We start from the raw sequence: 20,217 nt of genomic DNA on the forward strand, positions 1-20,217 counted from the left end.
CCGTTATCAGGGAAGGCCGTGGCTGATTGACAACGGCTCAGCAGCCCTCCTACCCTGATCCGCAAAGGAATTCCTACATGCACACACTCACCCGGCGATGGATCGGCATCGGCACCATCGCCCTGGCGCTTCCGTTGGCTGCAACGGCCCAGCAGGCTTTCACCCGGGGGGGCGTCAACCTGCGCGCCGGCCCCGGCGACAACTATCCGCTGGTCGCCTCGCTGCCACCCGGACAGCCGCTGCAGGTGATGGGCTGCACTTCGGGCTACGGCTGGTGCGACGTGGTGCTGCCGGACGGTCTTCGCGGCTGGTCCTACGCGTCGAGCCTCGACTACGCCTACCAGGATCAGCGGGTGCCGCTGGCGACCTACGGGGCGGTGATCGGCGTGCCCCTCGTGACCTTCGCGATCGGCAGCTATTGGGGCAACTATTACCGCGACCGCCCCTGGTACAACCAGCCGCGCTGGTGGGGCGGACGTCCGCCGCCGCCCCCGGGGCCCGGTTGGCGCCCGCCGCCACCGCCGGTCCCGGGCTGGCGTCCCAATCCGTGGCCGGGCTATTCGCCGCATCCGCCTGGGTTCAGGCCGCCGCCCGCGCCGGGGTTCCGCCCGCCCCCGAACAATGGCATCCGCCCGCCGCCGCCTTCAGGTGTTCGTCCTCCGCACGGCGGCGGTCCCCGGCCTCCCGGTCCACCGCCAGGTGTGCGGCCGCCGGGGCAGGGCTTCCAGACCGACGGAAGGCCGCCGGGGCAGGGGGGCGGTGGTGGAGGACGCGGCGGTGGGCACGGTGGGGGACACGGCGGCGGCCAGGGCGGTGGGAACCACGGAGGGGGTCATGGCGGGGGCCATGGGGGTGGCCATGGGGGTGGTCAGGGCGGTGGCCGCGGGGGCTAGTCAGTCCTTCTTGCGGGCGATCAGCGCGACGAAGCGCTGCGCGCCCAGGCCCAGCGGCCGTTCGCGCGACCACACCACGTCGACCCACAGGTCCAGCCCGTTCGAGAGGTTCTCGAACGGGATCTCGACCAGCGCGCCCGCCGCCACGTGCGGCCGCGCGAAATTGCGCGGCAGCCAGCCCCAGCCGAGGCCGGCGGTGATCAGGCTCAGCGCGGCGAGCGCGTTGTCGGTGCGCCAGACGTGCCGCGCGAAGACGAAACGTGGATCGCTGGTCGCGAGATCGCGCCCCGCGACCACGATCTGCCGCGTGGTCGTCAGGTGCTCTTCGCGCAGGCGGCCGCCTGCCGCGGCCAGCACGGGATGGTCGGGCGCCATCACGGCCACCATGGTGTCGCTCGCTACTTCCTGAAAGCCTTCGCGTCCGTCGAGGCTGGGCCGTTCGAACACCAGCGCCAGTTGGGCCCGCCCGCTGTGCAGCAGCGTCAGCGCATCGGCCTGCGGCGCGGCGAGTACTTCCACCTCCAACAACGGGTATTCCTGCGCCAGCGCGGCCAGCGGACCGCTCCAGGGCGCTGCGAGAAGCTCGGGCGCAATGGCGAGGGTGAGCCGGTTTTCCAGTCCTTGGGTGAGCGCGAGCGCCTGCACCTGAAGCTGCTTGAGTTGCGCCGCTAGTAAGCGCGCCTGCGGTTCCAGCGAGCGCGCAGCGGCTGTCGGCTGTGGCTCGCGACCGCTGCGGTCGAAGAGTTGCAAGGCGAGTTCGGCCTCGAGGTTGGCGATCGCCATGCTCACGGCCGAGGGCACCCGGCCCAAGGCGCGTGCGGCCGCTGAAAAAGAGCCATGGTCGATCACGGCAAGCAAAACCTCCACGTTGTCGCTGGAAAGGCTCATGGCGGCACCAACCTGTCAATTGAATTGATAGAAGATGACTTTATATATCAGCATGACAAACATAAAGTACGGCCCTCAGCAACCTCTCCGGATTGATTTCATGCAAGGGCTCAAGCGCCGCGTCGTCTACATCACGCTCTACGAAGGCATCGCCATCGTCGCGGCAAGCGCAGGCCTGGCGGTGATGTCGGGCCAAGGGCTCGGTCACTCGGGTGTGCTGGCCGTCATCGCATCTGTCATCGCGGTGCTCTGGAACCTGAGCTTCAACGCCCTGTTCGAGCGCTGGGAATCCCGTCAGCCGGTGCGTGGCCGCAGCGTGAAGCGCCGGATCGCCCATGCCATCGGCTTCGAGGGCGGCCTCGTCGCCTTCCTCGTGCCGGTCTTCGCCTGGTGGCTGGACGTGAGCCTGTGGGAAGCGCTCGTGATGGATCTGGGGCTGGTCGTGTTCTTCCTGATCTACACCTTCGTCTTCAACTGGGCTTTCGACATGCTGTTCGGCCTGCCTGCATCGGCCACGGGCGCGGCGCAGCCGGCGTAAAATCCGCGGCTCCCAAGGAGCGTTGCAGCGCCGCCGTTCTCACCCGAGACGGCCGCGTCAGGCTTGGGCTTCCAGCCATTGGATTGCAACGACGCTCGCCTGATCCGACGTTCCGCAGGTGAGCCCATGTCCTCCGATTCCTCTCCAGTCCTCGTTCCCCCGATGAAGCTGTCCGGCCTCGAGCCGGTGCAGATCGGCGAGGGCGCCCTGTTCGTCAACATCGGCGAGCGCACCAACGTCACCGGCTCCAAGGCCTTCGCGCGGATGATCCTCAACGGGCAGTTCGAGGAAGCGCTCGCGGTCGCGCGCCAGCAGGTCGAGAACGGTGCGCAGGTCATCGACATCAACATGGACGAGGCCATGCTCGACAGCAAGGCCGCGATGGTGCGCTTCCTGAACCTGATCGCCAGCGAACCCGACATCGCGCGCGTGCCGATCATGGTCGACAGCTCCAAGTGGGAAGTGATCGAGGCCGGCCTGCGCTGCATCCAGGGCAAGGGCATCGTCAACTCGATCAGCATGAAGGAAGGCGAGGACCAGTTCCGCCACCATGCCCGGCTGCTGCGCCGCTACGGCGCGGCGGCGGTCGTCATGGCCTTCGACGAAAAGGGCCAGGCCGACACCTACGAACGCAAGATCGAGATCTGCGAACGGGCCTATCGCATCCTGGTCGACGAGATCGACTTTCCGCCCGAGGACATCATCTTCGATCCGAACATCTTCGCGATCGCCACCGGCATCGAGGAGCACAACAATTACGCGGTCGACTTCATCAACGCCACGCGCTGGATCAAGGAGAACCTGCCGGGCGCGAAGGTGTCGGGTGGCGTCTCGAACGTGAGCTTCAGCTTCCGCGGCAACGACCCGGTGCGCGAGGCGATCCACACCGTGTTCCTATACCACGCGATCAAGGCCGGCATGGACATGGGCATCGTCAACGCCGGCATGGTGGGCGTCTACGACGACCTCGAACCCGAGCTGCGCGAACGCGTCGAAGACGTGGTGCTGAACCGTCGCCCCGATGCCGGCGAGCGCTTGGTCGAAGTGGCAGAGACCGCGAAGAGCGGCGCCAAGGACGAGAGCAAGAAGCTCGAATGGCGCGGCACGCCGGAGCAGCCGGTGACGGTCGAGCAGCGGCTGTCGCATGCCATGGTGCACGGCATCACCGACTTCATCGTCGATGACACCGAGGAGGCCTACCAGGCCATCCTGGCCAAGGGCGGCCGGCCGCTGCACGTGATCGAAGGCCCGCTGATGGACGGCATGAACATCGTGGGTGACCTGTTCGGCCAGGGCAAGATGTTCCTGCCGCAGGTGGTGAAGTCGGCGCGCGTGATGAAGTCGGCCGTGGCCCACCTCATCCCCTACATCGAGGAAGAAAAGCGCCAGGACGAGGCCGCGGGCCGCGACGTGCGGACCAAGGGCAAGATCGTCATCGCCACCGTCAAGGGCGACGTGCACGACATCGGCAAGAACATCGTCACCGTCGTGCTCCAGTGCAACAACTTCGAAGTCGTGAACATGGGCGTGATGGTCCCGTGCCACGAGATCCTGGCGCGTGCCAAGGTGGAAGGGGCGGACATCGTGGGGCTCTCTGGCCTGATCACGCCGAGCCTGGAAGAGATGCAGTACGTCGCTGGCGAGATGCAGAAGGACGAGCACTTCCGCATCAAGAAGATTCCGTTGCTGATCGGCGGCGCCACCACCAGCCGCGTGCACACGGCCGTCAAGATTGCACCGCACTACGAAGGCCCGGTGGTCTACGTGCCCGATGCCTCGCGCAGCGTGAGCGTGGCGCAGTCGCTGCTGTCGGAGCAGGCGACCAACTACATCAACGAGATCAACGCCGACTACGACAAGGTGCGCCACCAGCACGCCAACAAGAAGCAGGTGCCGTTGTGGCCGCTCGCCAAGGCACGCGCCAACAAGACCCCGGTCGACTGGTCTAACTACCTGCCGCCGGTGCCGAAGTTCATCGGCCGCCGCGTGTTCCGCAACTTCGACCTGACCGAACTCGCGAAGTACATCGACTGGGGCCCGTTCTTCCAGACCTGGGACCTGGCGGGGCCGTTCCCTGCGATCCTGAAGGACGAGGTCGTGGGCACCGAGGCCGTGCGCGTGTATGCCGATGGCCAGCGCATGCTCAAGCGGCTGATCGAAGGCCGCTGGCTCTCGGCCAGCGGCGTCATCGGCTTCTGGCCGGCCAATACGGTGAACGACGACGACATCGTGCTGTACACCGACGAGTCGCGCACCCAAGCCGCGCTCACCTGGTTCGGCATGCGCCAGCAGACCGAGAAGCAGATGATCGAAGGCGTGATGCGGCCCAGCCGCTGCCTCGCCGACTTCGTCGCGCCGCGCGAGACGGGGCTGAAGGACTACGTCGGCATGTTCGCCGTCACCGCGGGACTCGGCGTCGAGAAGAAGGAGAAGTACTTCATCGACGACCTCGACGACTACTCGGCCATCATGCTCAAGGCGCTGGCCGACCGGCTGGCCGAGGCCTTCGCCGAGGCACTGCACCACCGAGTGCGCACCGACCTCTGGGGCTACGCGCATGAGGAGACGCTGAGCAACGAGGACATGATCGGCGAGAAGTACCGCGGCATCCGTCCGGCGCCCGGCTACCCGGCCTGCCCGGACCACAGCGTCAAGCGGCCGATGTTCGACCTCTTGAATTGCACGGACATTGGCATGACCCTGACGGAAAGCCTCGCTATGATGCCCGCCGCCAGTGTGAGCGGCTTCTATCTGAGCCATCCCGACTCGACCTACTTCAACGTCGGCAAGATCGGGCACGACCAGTTGCAGGATCAGGCCGCGCGCCGCCATGAGAGAGAAGCGGATCTCGAGCGGCTGCTGGCGCCGAATCTTTGACACGACCGGCCGGCGCAACCATGACCGGCGCAGGGGACTTTTTATTCAGAAATTGATGTTTGCTGCCGCGCACTACGCGGCGCTGGCGGTGTTTGTCGCCAGCTGTTGGGGCATCGGACGGATGCTGCTGACGCGCATCGGCGTGCCGATGCGACGCGATGTCTGGCTCGAGACGGCCATGGCCATCGCGACCGGCATCGGGCTCGTCATTTGCGTCTTCCAGGCCTTCGCGATCGCCGGCAGGTTCGCCGTGGTCGTCGTGTGGGCGGTGTTCGCCATCGGCATCGCAGCGGCGCTGCTGCAAGCGCCTGCGTGGTTGCGGGAGGTGCGCATGCGCGAAGTGCCGGCGGCACTCTCCTGGCTCGAGAAGCTGGGGATGGTCGTGCTCGCGGTGCTCGCCGTGCCGACGCTGGTGGCGCCGATGGGTCCGCCCGTCGCGTTCGACGAGCTGATGTATCACCTGCCCTATGCGCGCGAGGTGGCGCTCACCGGCTCGCTCGGCATCTACGACTGGCTTCGCTACCCCTGGTTCCCGTACAACTACAACCTGCTCTACGCCGCGGCGCTGATGGTTGGCGACGACGTGCTGCCGCACTTCGCGAACGCGCTCGCAGGATGGCTGTCCGTCTGGATCGTCTATCGCCTGGGCGTGGTGCATGTGAACCGCGTGGTGGCGTGCATCGGGGCCGCGATCTGGCTCGGGCTGGGCGACTACTCCGGCGCGCTGATCGATACCAGCGTCGCGCTGTTCGTGCTCGCCGCATGCACGGCCTTGTGGTGGTGGCGCGAATCGCCGCGAACCGGCGTGCGCTGGCTGGCGCTCGCGGCCTTCTTTCTCGGCGTCGCGGTCGGCTCGAAGTACCAGGCCCTGACCGTCACGCCGCTGGTGGCCGTCTTCGTGCTCCTGCACGAGCGCCGTCCGCGCGTGCTGGGCGTGGCGCTGGCCTGCTTCCTGGTCCCGTGCGTGTACTGGTACGCACGCAACGCCATCATGACCGGCGACCCGTTCAATCCGATCGGCGCGCGGGTATTCGGCTTCACCAACTGGAACATGCAGGACTACCGCATGCAGTTCCAGGATGTGCAGGACCACGCGGGCCTGCCGAACCCGCTCATCTGGGCCGTGCTGGCCGTGCCCTTCAGCGCCTACTGGAAGCGTTCCGCCGTGTTGCGCGCCGCCTTCGTGTTCTGCGTCTATTCGCTGTTCGTCTGGAGCCTCACCTCGCGCTATCCGCGCTACCTGACGGCGTCCCTTCCGATCCTGGCGCTGACCGCCGCCGTGGGATGGCAGACCATCTTCGGCGCCATCGCACTCAGGCTGCGCAGGGCGATGCCGGAACGCGATCTCATCGGCGCGCTCGACCGGGCAGGGCGCTGGCTCGGCGTGGCGCTGCTGGTGGTCGTGGCGACTTTCTCCGTCCACCAGGCGCGAAGGAAGGTGGCGCTGTTCGCCACCACACCTGTGGAGCGTGAAGCCGTCTTGCGCAAGCGGGTGCCCGGCTACGCGGTCATGGACTACCTGCGCCAGCACGCGACCGGCCGCGTCTACCAGATCGCACTGATCGAGGCCACCTACTACGGACCCAATCCGGTCTGGGGCGACGCGCTCGGGCCCTGGCGGTACTCGGACTTCATCGTCCTGCCGCCCCTCGAATTCGCGCGCAAACTCGCCGGACTGGGATTCGAGGCGATCGCCGTCGACGTGGCCAATGCGCCATTGCTCGAGGCGCAACCCGGCTTCCTTGACCAATTCGCCTTGATGTACGAAAAAGACGGCGCCAAGGCCTATCGCAACCTCCAATATAAGAATGACCGGAAGCCCTGACCCACGCGCCCTGCGCGTAGCCGCCGTGATTCCGTGCTTCAACGAGGCACTGTCGATTGCCCAGGTGGTGGACGAATTCCGCGCGGCGCTGCCCGAGGCGGAGATCCACGTTTTCGACAACAACTCGACCGACGGCACCGCCGAGGTCGCCAGGGCGACCGGCGCCACAGTCACGCACGTGGCATTGCGCGGCAAGGGCAACGTGGCGCGCCGCATGTTCGCGGACGTCGAGGCCGACGTCTACGTGATGGTCGACGGCGATGCCACCTACGACGTGCGCGACATCCGCCAGCACATCGACCTGCTGGTGCGGGACAACCTCGACATGATCGTCGGCTCGCGCATCGACGATGGCGCGGATGCGCAGACCTACCGGCGCGGGCATCGCTTCGGCAATCGGCTGCTCACCGGCGCGGTGGCGAGCCTCTTCGGCGGACGGCTGACCGATATGCTGTCGGGCTATCGCGTGTTCTCCAGGCGCTATGCGAAGTCGTTTCCGGCCGTGTCGGAGGGTTTCGAGATCGAGACCGAGCTGACGGTCCATGCGCTGGAGTTGCGCATGCCCTTCGCCGAAGTGCCGGTGCTCTACCGTTCGCGGCCCGAAGGCTCGGAGAGCAAGCTGTCGACCTACCGCGACGGCTGGCGCATCCTGAAGACCATCTGCAAGCTCTTCGTCAGTGAGCGGCCCTTGCTGTTTTTCAGCAGCGTCGCCGGCGTGCTGGCACTGCTGTCGGTGATCCTGGCCGAGCCGCTGCTCACCACCTACCTGCGCACCGGACTGGTTCCCCGACTGCCGACCGCCGTGTTCGTGACCGGCACCATGCTGGTCGCGATGCTGGCTTTCGTCTGCGGCGTGGTGCTGCACACGGTGACGATCGGCCGGCAGGAAGCCAAGCGGCTGCGCTACCTGGCCATTCCGGGCGTGCGGCATCGCGGCTCGCCATGAAGGCGGGGCGAGAGTTCCTGTACTTCGCGGCCGTCGGGGTGGTCGGCTTCGGGGTCGATCTCGGCGTGCTCTACCTCGTCGCACCGTTTCTGGGGTGGTACGGCGCGCGCGTGGTGTCCTTCATCGCGGCGGCCACCGCGACCTGGGCGCTGAACCGGCGCTACACCTTCACCGCCCGGCGCTCGGACTCGTCCCTTGTGCGCGAGTACGCGCACTACCTGCTGACCATGCTGGCCGGCGCGATGGTGAACTACACGGTCTACGTGCTGACGCTGCATTGGGTCGGCGGCCCGCTGGCGCCAGCGCTCGGCGTGGCGCTCGGAAGCTGCGCGGGGCTGGCGGTCAACTTCCTGTCGGCGCGGCACCTGGTCTTCAAGTCCGCGCGCAAGAGATGAGATCTCTCCCCCAGGCTTGCCCACTTCGTGTGGCCGCCTCCCCCCTTCCGGGGGCAACCCCTGCGGGCCGGCAAAGCCGGTTCCGCGGGGTTCTTGGTCTCGGCCGCGCCGGTTTCATGAGTCACGTGTCACGCGACAGCGTGGTGAAACGCTGATGTGCGCGGCATGACTCCCTCTCCGAGAGGGAGGGGGCTGTCAGTGGGCGCCTGAAACAACCACGGGGATCTCGGTCGCCGGCGGCGTATTGCGGCTGCGGCCGCAGCGCACGATGCCGTCGATCATCACCATCCCGACGCCGGGAATGTCGCCGAACTGCACGCTCTCGAGCAGGGTCTTGCCAGCGGTGTGCTGTGCACGGTCCATGAACACGAAGTCCGCCGCGCGGCCGATCTCGATCAACCCGCAGTTGAGCTTGCGGATGCGCGCCGTGTTGCCCGTCGCGAAGCAGAACACCAGCTCGGCCGGAATGCCCGCGATCGACGACAGCATCGCCACCATGCGCAGGATGCCCAGCGGCTGCACGCCCGAGCCGGCCGGCCCGTCGGTGCCCAGGATCACGCGGTGCGGGCATTTGAGATCGAGCGCCGCCTTCGCCGCCGCGATCGCGACGCGCTCGTTGCCGTTGTGCACGATCTCGATCGCGCGCGAGGACTTCTCGCACAGCTCGCACACATGCGCCTCGGGCAGCGAGGTATGGCCGCCGTTGATGTGGCCGATGATGTCGGCGTCGGCTTCGAGCACCACGTCCTTGTCGATCAGGCCCGAGCCCGGGATCGAGGGGCCGCCTGTGTGGATCGTGCTCTGGATGCCGTACTTGCGCGCCCAGGCCACCATCTCCTTGGCCTCGTAGCCGGCCTTGACCGAGCCCAGGCCCACTTCGCCGAGCAGGCCCACGCCGGCTTCGGCCAGTTCCTTGAAGTCGCTCTCGACCATGCCCTTCTCGATGACCGGCGCACCGGCGAGCACCTTCACGCCACCGGGGCGAAAGTTGTCGAAGGCGCGTTGCGCGGTGATGGCCAGCGCCTTCAGGCCCACGATGTCCTTGGGGCGGCCGGGCAGGTGCACCTCGCCGGCGGAGATCATGGTGGTCACGCCCCCGTTCATCGTCGAGTCGATCCAGCCGATCTGGCCCTGGCGCGGTGTCCAATCGCCGAAGACGGGGTGCACGTGGCTGTCGATCAGGCCGGGCGCGACGCAGGTCTTCTTGCAGTCGATGACGGTCTGCGCGCCTTCGAGGTCGCAGTCCTTTTCCTTGGCGACCGCGACGATGAGTCCATCATTCACCACGATGGTGTCGGCGTCGAGGATGGGCTTGTCGATGTCGCCCGAGAGCAGCAGACCTATGTTCCGGATGACGACCTTGCCCGACTTTGCGCCGGTTGCGACTTCTGCCATGTCTTAGCCTCTTCGTGGAGTGGAGTTGTTGCCTCGTCGGAAGCCCCCGCGTCGACCGTGCGCAGCACCGTCTCGATCACGAAGTCTTCCCAGTGCGCGACGGCCTCCGGCGTTTCCAGCGGCTCGCCGAGGAATGCGGTCAGCGTGTGGCGGTTCGACGTGTAGAAATAGCCGGTCGACGCGATCAGCAGGTAAAGGTCGCGCGCCGCCACGTCGTTGCGGAACAGGCCTTGCGCGACGCCGCTCGCGACGATCTCCCGGATGATCGAGATTGCTCGCGACGAATACTCGCGCGCCCGCAGCGACTTCGCGATGTGCCGGCCCTTGTGCAGGTTCTCGGTGTTGAGCAGCGTGACGAACTCGGGGTTCTTGCGGTAGTAGCCGAGCACGAAGCGGATCAACGCCGTGAGCGATTCGACCGGGCGCGTCGCGTCGAGATCGATCGCGGCTTCCGCGTCGTCCATGCGCCGGTAGATGCCTTCGAGCACCGCGATGAAGAGGCCTTCCTTGCTGCCGAAGTAGTAATAGATCATGCGGTCGTACGACTTCGCGGCCTTCGAGATCTTCTCGACGCTGCCGCCGTCGTAGCCGTACTTCGCGAACACCTTGGTCGCCGCGCGCAGGATGCTCTCGCGCGTGGCTTGCGCGGCAGCTTCACGCACGCCGGTGCGGCGCGTCGCGGCCTTGGGTGCGCCCATGCGGGCGGCTGCCTTCGCTTCGGCCATCGCAGACTTCGCTTCTACTTTTCCGCGAAGGCGCGTTCGACGACGAAGTCGCCAGGGGTGGAAGTGTTGCCTTCCTTGAACCCGCGCGCTTCGAGGATGTGCTTGAGGTCGACCAGCAGACCGGGGCTGCCGCACAGCATCACGCGGTCTTCGGCGGCGTTGAGCGGCGGGAGGCCGAGGTCGTCGGTGAGCTTGTTGGCTTCGATCAGCTCGGTGATGCGGCCCATGTTGCGGAACTCCTCGCGCGTCACGGTCGGGTAGTAGAGCAGTTGCTTCTCGATCATCTCGCCCAGGATTTCGTGCCTGGGCAGGTGATCGGTCACGAGGTCGTGATAGGCCAGCTCGTCGATCTGGCGCACGCCGTGCACCAGGATGACCTGCTCGAACTTCTCATAGGTGTCGGGGTCGCGGATGATGCTCATGAACGGTGCCAGGCCGGTGCCGGTGCCGAACAGATAGAGCCGCTTGCCTGGGAGCGTGTAGTCGATCAGCAGCGTGCCCGTGGGCTTGCGGCCCACGATGATGGTGTCGCCCACCTGGATGTGCTGGAGCTTCGAGGTCAGGGGGCCTTCTTCCACCTTGATGCTCAGGAACTCCAGGTGTTCCTCGTAATTGGGGCTGACGATGCTGTAGGCACGCAGGAGCGGCTTGTTGTTGACCTTCAGGCCGATCATCGTGAAGTGGCCGTTCGAGAAACGAAGGGCCGGATCGCGCGTGGTGGTAAAGGTGAACAGGCGGTCGGTCCAGTGGTGGACGCTCAACACACGTTCTTCGCTGAATGCACTCATAAGGGTCAGGAATGGTTATGAACGAAAAAGGGAACCCCCGATTGTCGGCGACTCGGTTGTGCCCGCGAAAACACCATTGCAAGCATCGGGCCTGTTTGCTACATTGATCTTCAATGTAGTGTTTGCCACATGAAAGTGTAGGGAATGCTACACAAACGTCACTTCCAGCACAAGCGCCAGCGCAAGAGGGCCTTCGGCACAGATGTTGCACGGCCCGCTGCCTGATTCCCACGAGACGCCCGCGATGACCGAACACACGAAGACAGACGGATTGCCCGGCATGGACATGCCGGTAATGCCCGAGGCCACGGGCCGCGCGCCGTTGCGCAACGAGAAAATGAGCGCCAGCAAGGTGGAATGCAACGCCTGCCCGGTGCTGTGCCAGATCTCCGACGGGCGCACCGGCGCCTGCGACCGCTATGCCAACCGCGACGGCGTGCTGGTGCGCGTCGATCCGGTGGTGCTGCTGCGTCGCGAACTGTCGAGCGAATCGCCTGCCCTCGTGCCCTTCGCCCGGGTGAACGCCGAGCTCGATGAGGTCGAACGCACCGTCGAGCCGGTCGCCGACCCCGACTGGAACGGCGATCTCCTTCGTGCCGACGAGGTTTTTGTGACGGGCGTGGGCTCGTCCACCACCTACCCCGACTACAAGCCCGCGCCCTTCATCGTGGCCTCGAAAGCGCAGGGCGTCGACATGGTGACGGTGGTGACCGAAGGCATCTTCAGCTACTGCAGCTTCAAGGTGAAGATCGACACCGACCGCTTCCTGGGCGCCGAGCAGGCCAATGTGCGCTACCGCGGTGAGGTGGTGGGCCACGTCACCACCGCCGAATACGGCTCTCAGATGCTGTCGCTCGGCGGTGTGCACCACCTCACCGGCGGCAGCAAGAAGGAAGGGCGCATGACGGTCGAACTGATGCAGCTGCTCGGCAACAAGAAGCCGGTCGAATGCGTGATCGATGGCGGCGCCAGCATGGTGATCCAGGCAGGCAAGGCGCCGATCGTCAATGGCGTGGAGGAGCATCGCATGCGCGTGGGCTGCGGCTCCGCAGCCGTAGGCATCTTCGCGCGCCAGCTGTTCGGCCATGCCGACGAGGTGGTGGTGGTCGACGACCACATCACCGGCGTGTTGACCGAGCACCAGGCGGGGCGCTGCCTCGACATGCCGGCCTCGGGCATCCAGATGCGCGGCCGCAAGTCGACGCCGGGGCGGTACTTCCAGGTCGCGAACCCGGGCAACGGCTGGGGCGGCACGGACATCGACGATCCGCTCTCCATCATCGAAGGATGGGAAGAGGGTGTGGCCCGACCCGGCTTGCGCCTGCTGATGACTTCGACCACCGGCGAGCATGCGCAGTGGTACGTGCTCGACGAGCAATTGCGCCCCGTCGAGCAGGAGATGCCGGCCGAGGTGCGCCGCATCGTGGAGCGCATCGGCGAGAACTGCGAACCCTCGCTGTGCACGGTGCTGTTCCTCGGTGGTGCGGGTGGCAGCCTGCGCGCCGGGGTGACGGAGAACCCGGTGCTGCTCACCCGCGCAATCAAGCGCGCGCTGGTCAACGTGACCTGCGGTGGCGCACCGGCCTACGTGTGGCCCGGTGGCGGCATCACGGTGATGGCCGATGTGCTGCGCATGCCGGACAACAGCTTCGGCACGGTGCCCACCCCGGCGATCGTTGCGCCCATCGAATTCAGCATGCGGCGCGAGGACTACGCCGCACTGGGCGGCCACATGGAGCATGTGTTCTCGCTCGAACAGGCGCTTGCTCGGGGCGCCTGGCAGGACGACGGTGCGCCGCTGGCACGCCAATGGCTGCGCATGGATGCAGCCAACCCCTGGCCCTTGGGCCAGCCGCCGATGCTCGGCTGACCGGACCGCATTGCCATGACTGCTCAACGCACAGCGATCGGCGACGGCCGCTGGCATCTCAACCACGGCCCGATCGACATCGTCGCCGAAGCGCATGGCGATGCGGTGGAGGTCGCGGTGGCGCATGAGCACGTGTGGCGGCGCTTCAGTACCTTGCTCGACGAGCTGGTGGCGGAGCTGCCTTTGCTGCGTCAGCCAGTGGGCGGTGACTGCGTCTTGCGCGGCCCCATCGCGCAGCGCATGTGGAACGCGTGCGTGCCGTTCCGTGCGGGCTTCATCACGCCAATGGCCGCCGTCGCCGGTGCCGTGGCGCAGGAACTCATCGCCTGCTACCACCGGCCCGGCATCGAGCGCGCGTGGATCAACAACGGCGGCGACATCGCGCTGCACCTCGCGCCCGGCCACTCCGCGCGGGTCGGGCTCTTCGCGGATCTCGCCCGCTTCGATCTGCGCGACAGGGGACCACTCGCGACCGATGGCCAATTCGAGGTTACCGCGGACCTTCCGGTGCGAGGCGTCGCCACCAGCGGCTGGCGCGGCCGGAGTTTTTCGCTCGGTATCGCGGACAGCGTCACCGTGCTCGCGGCGACAGCGGCCGAAGCGGATGCCGCAGCCACCGTGATCGCCAATGCAGTCGACGTCGATGACCCCGGAATTCATCGCCTTCCCGCGAGCGAGTGCAAGGACGACAGCGACCTCGGCGACATCCCCGTGACGAGGAGCGTCGAGCAACTCGCGCCTGCACAGGTGCGTCGCGCACTGGATGCGGGCGTCGCGCGCGCCGAAGAACTCCAGCCTATGGGACTCGTATGGTCGGCGGTGCTCGTTTGCCAGGGGCAATGGCGGGTGGTTCAACCCTTAAGCTTGCAGGCCTCGACGGCATCGCAGCAGATCGCTGGCAGCGGCGTTCCGAGTGCAGTTGGTTCAGTATTTGCTTAACGAAAAGCAGGACTTCTTTTCATGATCGATATACGCCGTGTCTTCACCCAGGTCGAGCACATTCACCACGAGTTCGGACCGCGCGCCGCAACGCCGCTGGTGCGCGGCGCCATCGGCGCGGTGCTGACCAATCCCTTCGCGGGCCGCTACGAGCCCGACATCCTGCCGATGATGAAGCTGCTCGATCCCGTCGGCGTCGACATGGCGCACCGGTTGCGCGCCGCGATGGATGTGCCCGTCGAGCGCATCGCCACCTACGGCAAGGGCGCCATCGTCGGCGCCGCTGGCGAACTGGAGCATGGCGCGCTGTGGCACGTGCCCGGCGGCTACGCGATGCGCGAGCTGCTTGGATGGAAGGGCGACCGCGACGCCTACCGGCAAGGCAAGGCCGAGGAGAAGACGGGTCAGCCCGGCAATGCGTTGTCGATCGTGCCGTCGACCAAGAAAGTCGGGCCGCCCGGCGCGACGCTCGACGTGCCGCTCACCAACATCAATGCGAGCTATGTGCGCGGCCAGTTCGACGCGATCGAGGTTCGAGTGCCCGGTGCGCCGGCGGCCGACGAGATCGTTTTCATCCTCGCAATGACCACGGGCTATCGAATCCACGATCGCGTCGGCGGCCTGCGTGCCGAAGACATCAGCAAATGGGATGGCTTGAGATGACTACCCCCCAGTCTTCGCGCACTTCGTGTCGCTTCGCCAACCCCCCTGCAGGGGGGCAACACCAGCGGCACGGCCAAGCCGGTTCCGCGGTGTTTCCCGAAAGACGGCCGGACCTCGCCAACACAAAGGACAAGCAATGACAGCAAATATCCGCAAGCTCGTGATCCAGGTCGACGAAACCCGCAAGGAAATGGGAAAGACCATCGAGCCGCCCACGCGCCGTGCCGTTGCCATCGCCGTCATCGAGAACCCCTACGCGGGCCGCTACAGCGAATCGCTCGATGACCTGATCGCCATCGGCGAAGAACTCGGCGCGCTGCTCGGGCAGAAGGCCGTGGCTGCTCTCGGCATAGAGCCGGGACAGGCTCAGAGCTACGGCAAGGCCGCGATCGTCGGCGAGGCCGGCGAGCTCGAACACGCTGCTGCCATCCTGCATCCCAAGCTCGGCGCGCCGCTGCGTGTGGCGGTCGAGAAGGGCGCGGCACTGGTGCCCTCCGCCAAGAAGCGCGGCACGCTCGGCACTGCCATCGACGTGCCGCTCGGCCACAAGGACGCGGCCTTCGTGCGCAGCCACTTCGACGCCGTCGAGGCCCGCGTGTCGGACGCGCCCCGTGCGAACGAGATCGTCGTCGCCGTCGCCGTGACCGACAGTGGCCGCCCGCTGCCGCGCATCGGCGGCCTGAAGGTCTCCGAAATCAAGGGCGAAGACGGCCTTCGCTGAGCCACGCCGCATCATTTTTGTGTTCGAACCCAAGGAGCTCTCGATGAATCCCCTGCGTCTTGCTTTCAGCGCGGCCGCCGTCGCCACGCTGGTCACTGCACTCGTCCCCGCGCACGCCCAAGGCGTGATCAAGATCGGCGAGATCAACAGCTACAAGGCGCAGCCCGCCTTCCTCGAGCCCTACAAGAAGGGCATGGAACTCGCCGTCGATGAGATCAACGCCGCCGGCGGCGTCAACGGCAAGAAGATCGAACTCATCAGCCGCGACGACAACGCCAATCCCGGCGATGCCGTGCGCGTGGCCGAGGAACTGGTGTCGCGCGAAAAGGTCGATATCCTGGCGGGCACCTTCCTTTCCAACACCGGCCTGGCCGTCACCGATTTCGCGAAGCAGAAGAAGTTTTTCTTCCTTGCCGGCGAACCGCTGACCGACAAGATCACCTGGCAGGGCGGCAACCAGTACACCTTCCGCCTGCGCCCAGGCACCTACATGCAAGCCGCCATGCTGGTGCCCGAAGCGGCCAAGCTCAAGAAGAAGCGTTGGGCGGTGGTCTACCCCAACTACGAATACGGCCAGTCGGCGGTCGCTGCGTTCAAGCAGTTGCTTAAGGCGGCGCAGCCCGACGTGGAGTTCGTCGCCGAGCAGGCCACGCCGCTGGGCAAGGTCGACGCCGGCAGCGTGGTGCAGGCGCTGGCCGATGCCAAGCCCGATGCGATCTTCAACGTGCTCTTCGGCGCGGACCTCTCGAAGTTCGTGCGCGAAGGCAACACGCGCGGCCTGTTCAAGGACCGTGAAGTCGTGAGCGTGCTGACCGGCGAGCCCGAGTACATGGACCCATTGAAGGACGAAGCACCCACCGGCTGGATCGTGACCGGCTACCCGTGGTACGGCATCACCACGCCCGAGCACAAGAAGTTCGAACAGGCCTACCAGGCCAAGTTCAAGGACTATCCGCGTCTCGGATCGGTGGTGGGCTACAGCATGATCAAGTCGGCCGCGGCTGGCATCGCCAAGGCGAAGAGCACCGATCCCGAGAAGCTGGTCGCCGCCTTCAAGGGGCTGCAGGTCGACACGCCCTTCGGCAAGATCACCTACCGCCCCGAGGACAACCAGTCCACCATGGGCGCGTTCGTGGGCCGCACCAAGAACGACGGCGGCAAGGGCGTGATGGTCGACTACGTGTACCTCGACGGCGCCGACGCAAAGTACCAGCCGTCGGCCGCAGAGGTGAAGAAGTCCCGCGCTGCTGATTGAGTGGAGTCGAACGGGCCATGAGCTTCTCCGGTTTCATCGTCCAGCTCCTCAACGGGCTGGCGAGCGCGTCGTCGCTGTTTCTCGTGGCGGCAGGTCTGTCGCTGATCTTCGGCGTCACGCGGATCGTGAATTTCGCGCATGGCTCGTTCTTCATGGTGGGCATCTACGTTGCCTACACCCTGGTCGAACGACTGGGCACCGGCATGGGCTTCTGGCCCGCGCTGGTGATGGCGGCACTGGCGGTCGGCGTGCTCGGCGCGCTGATCGAAGTCGTGCTGCTGCGGCGCATTTACAAGGCGCCCGAACTCTTCCAGCTCCTCGCGACCTTCGCGCTGGTGCTCGTCATCAAGGATGCGGTGCTGTGGTTGTGGGGGCCCGACGAATTGCTGGGACCGCGCGCGCCGGGGCTCTCGGGTTCCGTCACCATCCTCGGACGGCAGTTTCCTTCGTATGACCTCTTCCTGATCGTCGTCGGCCCCGTGGTGCTCGGCCTGGTCTGGATGCTGCTCACCCGCACGCGCTTCGGCACGCTGGTGCGCGCAGCCACGCAGGACCGCGAGATGGTGAGCGCGCTCGGCGTCAACCAGGCGTGGCTCTTCACGGCGGTGTTCGCGCTCGGTGCGCTGCTGGCGGGGCTGGGCGGCGCATTGCAGTTGCCGCGTGAGCCCGCGACGCTGGAGATGGACCTCAACACGATTGGCGCCGCCTTCGTGGTCGTGGTGGTGGGCGGCATGGGCTCGATTCCCGGTGCCTACGCCGCTGCATTGCTGATCGCCGAGATCAAGGCCATCTGCATCTGGCTCGGCGTGGTCGACATCTTCGGCATCAGCGTCTCGTTTTCCAAGCTCACCCTGGTGGTCGACTTCCTGGTGATGGCCGTCGTGCTCGTGTGGCGGCCGTGGGGCCTCTTCGGCCGGCCACAGGCGCCGAGCCGCTACGTGGGCATGCAGGAAGAGCCGTTGCGCCGTCCCAGCAAGGTCTACCTGATTGCGGCGGCGGTGTTCGGCCTGGTGCTGGCGGCCATGCCATTCCTCACCGCCGGCTCACCCTATACGACGGTGCTGATGATCGACCTCATGATCGCCGCGCTGTTCGCGACCAGCCTGCACTTCATCATGGGGCCGGCGGGGATGCACTCCTTCGGCCATGCCGCTTACTTCGGGCTCGGGGCCTACGGCGCCGCACTGCTGGTGCGTGCGAGCGGCATGCCGATGGAACTTGCATTGATCGTCGCGCCGCTGGTCGCCGCGGCCGGTGCCTTCGTGTACGGATGGTTCGCGGTACGGCTGTCGGGCGTGTACCTCGCGATGCTCACGCTGGCCTTCGCTCAGATCACCTGGGCCATCACTTATCAGTGGGACAGCTTCACCGGCGGCAGCAACGGTCTCACCGGCGTCTGGCCTTCCGCATGGCTTTCCGACAAGCGCGCCTACTACTGGCTCACGCTCGTGCTCGTTGCCTTCGGCGTGCTGTGGCTGCGCCGCGTGCTGTTCTCGCCCTTCGGCTATGCGCTGCGCGCGGGCCGCGATTCGGCGCTGCGCGCGGACGCCATCGGGATCGACGTCAAGCGCATGCAATGGGCTGCCTTCGTGATCGCGGGCACCGCGGCGGGTCTGGCCGGTGCGCTCTATGCGTTCTCGAAGGGCAGCATCTCGCCGGAATCGCTGAGCGTCGGCAAGTCGGTCGACGGGTTGGTGATGGTGCTGCTCGGCGGCATCCAGACGCTCGCCGGGCCGGTGGTCGGTGCCGTCACCTTCACCTGGCTCCACGACACAGTGGCGCGCAATACCGACTACTGGAGAGCCATGCTCGGCGGAATCATCCTGTTGCTCGTGCTGCTGTTTCCGCAGGGGATTGCTGGCTTCGCCAAGCAGCTCTTCGATCGCAGGCGGCATGCCGCCGGAGCCAATGCGGACCTTCAGGAGGCGAAGGCATGAGCCTTCTCAAAGTCAACGAACTCGGCAAATCCTTCGGCGGCGTGAAGGCCGTCGACGGCATCAGCTTCGAACTGGCGCCCGGCGAACTGCTGGCGCTGATCGGCCCCAACGGTGCCGGCAAGTCCACCACCTTCAACATGGTGAACGGCCAGTTGAAGGCCGACCGCGGTTCGATCCTGCTCGACGGCGAGGAACTCGTCGGCCGCAAGCCGCGCGAGATCTGGCGCATGGGCGTCGGCCGGACCTTCCAGATCGCCGAGACCTTCGCATCGCTCACGGTGGTCGAGAACGTGCAGATGGCCCTGCTGTCGCACGACCACAAGCTGTTCTCGACGTGGCGGCGCGCGGCGGACCACAAGCGCGACGAGGCGCTGACCCTTCTGGACCAGGTCGGCATGAAGGCTCAGGCCGACCGCCCCTGCAGCGTGCTGGCCTATGGCGACGTGAAGCGTGTGGAACTCGCGATCGCGATGGCCAATAGTCCCAAGCTGTTGCTGATGGACGAGCCCACCGCCGGCATGGCGCCGAAGGAACGCAATTCGCTCATGGCATTGACCAAGCAGCTCGTCATCGAGCGCGGCATGGCGGTGCTCTTCACCGAGCACAGCATGGACGTGGTGTTCGCCTATGCAGACCGCATGATCGTGCTCGCCCGCGGGCGGCTGATCGCGCAGGGCAAGCCGCTGGAGATTCGCGACCATCCCAAAGTGCAGGAGGTCTATTTCGGCAGTGGCAAGACCTTCGAGAAGATCGCGGAGAAAGCAGCCGCTGTGAATGCGGCGGTGGGAGAGCATGCATGAGTTCACACGAAGTGTTGCTCGAAGCCAAGGCCCTGTGCGCCTGGTACGGCGCCGCGCAGATCCTCTATGACGTCGATCTCGACGTGCGTCGCGGCGAGGTCGTCGCGCTCATGGGGCGCAACGGCGCTGGCAAGTCGACCACGCTCAAGGCGCTGATCGGCATGCTCGGCAAGCGCCGCGGCGCGGTGCGTTTTTTGGGCCACGACATCTCGAAGAGCGAGCCGCATCACGCCGCGCGCATGGGCCTGGGGTTCGTCCCCGAGGACCGCCGCGTCTTCACTGATCTCAGCGTGATGGAGAACCTCGAAGTCGGCAAGCAGCCCGCACGCCGCTGGAGCGACGGCACCGATGCGCCGCTGTGGACGCCCGAGCGCCTGTTCAAGCTGTTTCCCAATCTCGGCGAGATGCCGAACCGGCCCGGTGGCCGCATGAGCGGCGGCGAGCAGCAGATGCTGACCGTGGCGCGCACGCTGATGGGCAATCCGTACCTGGTGCTGCTGGACGAGCCCTCCGAAGGCGTCGCGCCGGTGATCGTCGAGCAGATGGCGAACATGATCCTGGAACTCAAGGCGCAGGGCGTGAGCATCCTGCTGTCGGAGCAGAACATGCACTTTGCAGAACTGGTGTCCGACCGCGCGTACGTGCTCGAGAAGGGCCAGATCCGCTATCAGGCGTCGATGGCTGAACTGGCCGCGAACGACGAGGTGCGCCGCGCGTACTTGAGTGTGTGAGCCGTAAAACAGTTTCCTAAACCGAGGAGTG

18 protein-coding genes and 1 riboswitch are annotated in these 20,217 nt (G+C 66.3%); of the genes, 14 read left to right on the top strand and 4 right to left on the bottom strand.

All coding sequences use genetic code 11. The features are described 5' to 3' along the window. Window positions 1–77: 77 nt before the first annotated feature. Complete coding sequence (locus tag QTI24_RS27660) at window positions 78–893, top strand: SH3 domain-containing protein (RefSeq protein WP_286604807.1); 816 nt, start codon at window positions 78–80, stop codon at window positions 891–893. Here QTI24_RS27660 and QTI24_RS27665 read toward each other — a convergent pair whose 3' ends face one another. Further along, the gene (locus QTI24_RS27665; RefSeq protein ID WP_286604808.1) at window positions 894–1,781 is read right to left on the bottom strand and encodes a LysR family transcriptional regulator; all 888 of its coding nucleotides are present in this window, start codon (window positions 1,779–1,781) and stop codon (window positions 894–896) included. It abuts the gene before it with no gap. A gap of 100 nt (window positions 1,782–1,881) precedes the next feature. On the opposite strand from QTI24_RS27665, the gene QTI24_RS27670 reads away from it, so the two are divergent. The 5 genes from QTI24_RS27670 (at window position 1,882) to QTI24_RS27690 (ending at window position 8,362) form a co-directional block, all read left to right on the top strand. Further along, window positions 1,882–2,319, top strand: a complete 438-nt coding sequence (locus QTI24_RS27670) for a PACE efflux transporter (RefSeq protein ID WP_286604809.1) — start codon at window positions 1,882–1,884, stop codon at window positions 2,317–2,319. An 8-nt stretch (window positions 2,320–2,327) separates the two neighbouring features. Then, window positions 2,328–2,423, top strand: a riboswitch (S-adenosyl-L-homocysteine riboswitch). A gap of 22 nt (window positions 2,424–2,445) precedes the next feature. Beyond that, complete coding sequence (metH, locus tag QTI24_RS27675) at window positions 2,446–5,196, top strand: methionine synthase (RefSeq protein WP_286604810.1); 2,751 nt, start codon at window positions 2,446–2,448, stop codon at window positions 5,194–5,196. Between the two features lie 55 nt (window positions 5,197–5,251). After that, a complete protein-coding gene (locus tag QTI24_RS27680; protein WP_286604811.1) occupies window positions 5,252–7,021 on the top strand; it encodes an ArnT family glycosyltransferase in 1,770 nt (589 codons plus the stop codon). Next, window positions 7,005–7,967 (top strand): glycosyltransferase family 2 protein, encoded by a 963-nt coding sequence (locus tag QTI24_RS27685; protein WP_286604812.1) that lies wholly within the window; start codon window positions 7,005–7,007, stop codon window positions 7,965–7,967. The genes QTI24_RS27680 and QTI24_RS27685 overlap by 17 nt, the downstream gene beginning before the upstream one ends. Next, a complete protein-coding gene (locus QTI24_RS27690) occupies window positions 7,964–8,362 on the top strand; it encodes a GtrA family protein (RefSeq protein WP_286604814.1) in 399 nt (132 codons plus the stop codon). The genes QTI24_RS27685 and QTI24_RS27690 overlap by 4 nt, the downstream gene beginning before the upstream one ends. A 195-nt stretch (window positions 8,363–8,557) precedes the next feature. Here the strand turns inward: QTI24_RS27690 and QTI24_RS27695 are convergent, their stop codons facing one another. The 3 genes from QTI24_RS27695 to QTI24_RS27705 are packed head-to-tail and all read right to left on the bottom strand — an operon-like array spanning window position 8,558 to window position 11,270. Next, a complete protein-coding gene (locus QTI24_RS27695) occupies window positions 8,558–9,757 on the bottom strand; it encodes an amidohydrolase family protein (protein ID WP_286604815.1) in 1,200 nt (399 codons plus the stop codon). Next, window positions 9,703–10,482, bottom strand: coding sequence for a TetR/AcrR family transcriptional regulator (locus QTI24_RS27700; RefSeq protein ID WP_286604817.1), 780 nt, complete (start codon window positions 10,480–10,482; stop codon window positions 9,703–9,705). Before QTI24_RS27700 ends, QTI24_RS27695 begins: the two co-directional genes overlap by 55 nt. Before the next feature lie 14 nt (window positions 10,483–10,496). Next, entirely contained in the window at window positions 10,497–11,270 is a 774-nt protein-coding gene (locus tag QTI24_RS27705) for a ferredoxin--NADP reductase (RefSeq protein WP_286604819.1), read from the bottom strand. Between the two features lie 244 nt (window positions 11,271–11,514). Between QTI24_RS27705 and QTI24_RS27710 the strand changes: the two genes are divergently transcribed. From QTI24_RS27710 to QTI24_RS27745, 8 genes are all read left to right on the top strand, one after another. Further along, window positions 11,515–13,140, top strand: a complete 1,626-nt coding sequence (locus QTI24_RS27710) for a 6-hydroxynicotinate reductase (protein ID WP_286604820.1) — start codon at window positions 11,515–11,517, stop codon at window positions 13,138–13,140. 15 nt (window positions 13,141–13,155) lie between these two features. Then, window positions 13,156–14,079, top strand: a complete 924-nt coding sequence (locus QTI24_RS27715; RefSeq protein ID WP_286604822.1) for a UPF0280 family protein — start codon at window positions 13,156–13,158, stop codon at window positions 14,077–14,079. A 21-nt stretch (window positions 14,080–14,100) separates the two neighbouring features. Then, window positions 14,101–14,742 carry an amino acid synthesis family protein gene (locus tag QTI24_RS27720; protein ID WP_286604823.1) on the top strand — a complete coding sequence of 214 codons (642 nt, stop codon included), beginning with the start codon at window positions 14,101–14,103 and terminating at the stop codon, window positions 14,740–14,742. A gap of 136 nt (window positions 14,743–14,878) precedes the next feature. Further along, entirely contained in the window at window positions 14,879–15,463 is a 585-nt protein-coding gene (locus QTI24_RS27725) for an amino acid synthesis family protein (RefSeq protein ID WP_286604824.1), read from the top strand. A gap of 43 nt (window positions 15,464–15,506) precedes the next feature. After that, window positions 15,507–16,718, top strand: a complete 1,212-nt coding sequence (locus QTI24_RS27730; protein ID WP_286604826.1) for an ABC transporter substrate-binding protein — start codon at window positions 15,507–15,509, stop codon at window positions 16,716–16,718. Between the two features lie 17 nt (window positions 16,719–16,735). After that, the gene (locus QTI24_RS27735) at window positions 16,736–18,655 is read left to right on the top strand and encodes an ABC transporter permease (RefSeq protein ID WP_286604827.1); all 1,920 of its coding nucleotides are present in this window, start codon (window positions 16,736–16,738) and stop codon (window positions 18,653–18,655) included. Continuing rightward, complete coding sequence (locus QTI24_RS27740; RefSeq protein ID WP_286604828.1) at window positions 18,652–19,455, top strand: ABC transporter ATP-binding protein; 804 nt, start codon at window positions 18,652–18,654, stop codon at window positions 19,453–19,455. Before QTI24_RS27735 ends, QTI24_RS27740 begins: the two co-directional genes overlap by 4 nt. Continuing rightward, window positions 19,452–20,186, top strand: a complete 735-nt coding sequence (locus tag QTI24_RS27745; protein ID WP_286604830.1) for an ABC transporter ATP-binding protein — start codon at window positions 19,452–19,454, stop codon at window positions 20,184–20,186. Before QTI24_RS27740 ends, QTI24_RS27745 begins: the two co-directional genes overlap by 4 nt. The last annotated feature ends 31 nt before the right edge of the window (window positions 20,187–20,217 follow it).

Source organism: Variovorax sp. J22P240, assembly GCF_030316855.1.
Classification (GTDB): domain Bacteria; phylum Pseudomonadota; class Gammaproteobacteria; order Burkholderiales; family Burkholderiaceae_C; genus Variovorax.

What these genes read in the sequence shown, in the direction of transcription:
- QTI24_RS27670 (WP_286604809.1), top strand. Translation starts at nt 1,882, where the DNA reads ATGCAAGGGCTCAAGCGCCGCGTCGTCTACATCACGCTCTACGAAGGC.
- QTI24_RS27715 (WP_286604822.1), top strand. Translation starts at nt 13,156, where the DNA reads ATGACTGCTCAACGCACAGCGATCGGCGACGGCCGCTGGCATCTCAAC.
- QTI24_RS27695 (WP_286604815.1), bottom strand. Translation starts at nt 9,757, where the DNA reads ATGGCAGAAGTCGCAACCGGCGCAAAGTCGGGCAAGGTCGTCATCCGG.
- QTI24_RS27745 (WP_286604830.1), top strand. Translation starts at nt 19,452, where the DNA reads ATGAGTTCACACGAAGTGTTGCTCGAAGCCAAGGCCCTGTGCGCCTGG.
- QTI24_RS27700 (WP_286604817.1), bottom strand. Translation starts at nt 10,482, where the DNA reads ATGGCCGAAGCGAAGGCAGCCGCCCGCATGGGCGCACCCAAGGCCGCG.
- QTI24_RS27730 (WP_286604826.1), top strand. Translation starts at nt 15,507, where the DNA reads ATGAATCCCCTGCGTCTTGCTTTCAGCGCGGCCGCCGTCGCCACGCTG.
- QTI24_RS27665 (WP_286604808.1), bottom strand. Translation starts at nt 1,781, where the DNA reads ATGAGCCTTTCCAGCGACAACGTGGAGGTTTTGCTTGCCGTGATCGAC.
- QTI24_RS27680 (WP_286604811.1), top strand. Translation starts at nt 5,252, where the DNA reads ATGTTTGCTGCCGCGCACTACGCGGCGCTGGCGGTGTTTGTCGCCAGC.
- QTI24_RS27710 (WP_286604820.1), top strand. Translation starts at nt 11,515, where the DNA reads ATGACCGAACACACGAAGACAGACGGATTGCCCGGCATGGACATGCCG.
- metH (WP_286604810.1), top strand. Translation starts at nt 2,446, where the DNA reads ATGTCCTCCGATTCCTCTCCAGTCCTCGTTCCCCCGATGAAGCTGTCC.
- QTI24_RS27660 (WP_286604807.1), top strand. Translation starts at nt 78, where the DNA reads ATGCACACACTCACCCGGCGATGGATCGGCATCGGCACCATCGCCCTG.
- QTI24_RS27705 (WP_286604819.1), bottom strand. Translation starts at nt 11,270, where the DNA reads ATGAGTGCATTCAGCGAAGAACGTGTGTTGAGCGTCCACCACTGGACC.
- QTI24_RS27725 (WP_286604824.1), top strand. Translation starts at nt 14,879, where the DNA reads ATGACAGCAAATATCCGCAAGCTCGTGATCCAGGTCGACGAAACCCGC.
- QTI24_RS27685 (WP_286604812.1), top strand. Translation starts at nt 7,005, where the DNA reads ATGACCGGAAGCCCTGACCCACGCGCCCTGCGCGTAGCCGCCGTGATT.
- QTI24_RS27735 (WP_286604827.1), top strand. Translation starts at nt 16,736, where the DNA reads ATGAGCTTCTCCGGTTTCATCGTCCAGCTCCTCAACGGGCTGGCGAGC.
- QTI24_RS27690 (WP_286604814.1), top strand. Translation starts at nt 7,964, where the DNA reads ATGAAGGCGGGGCGAGAGTTCCTGTACTTCGCGGCCGTCGGGGTGGTC.
- QTI24_RS27720 (WP_286604823.1), top strand. Translation starts at nt 14,101, where the DNA reads ATGATCGATATACGCCGTGTCTTCACCCAGGTCGAGCACATTCACCAC.
- QTI24_RS27740 (WP_286604828.1), top strand. Translation starts at nt 18,652, where the DNA reads ATGAGCCTTCTCAAAGTCAACGAACTCGGCAAATCCTTCGGCGGCGTG.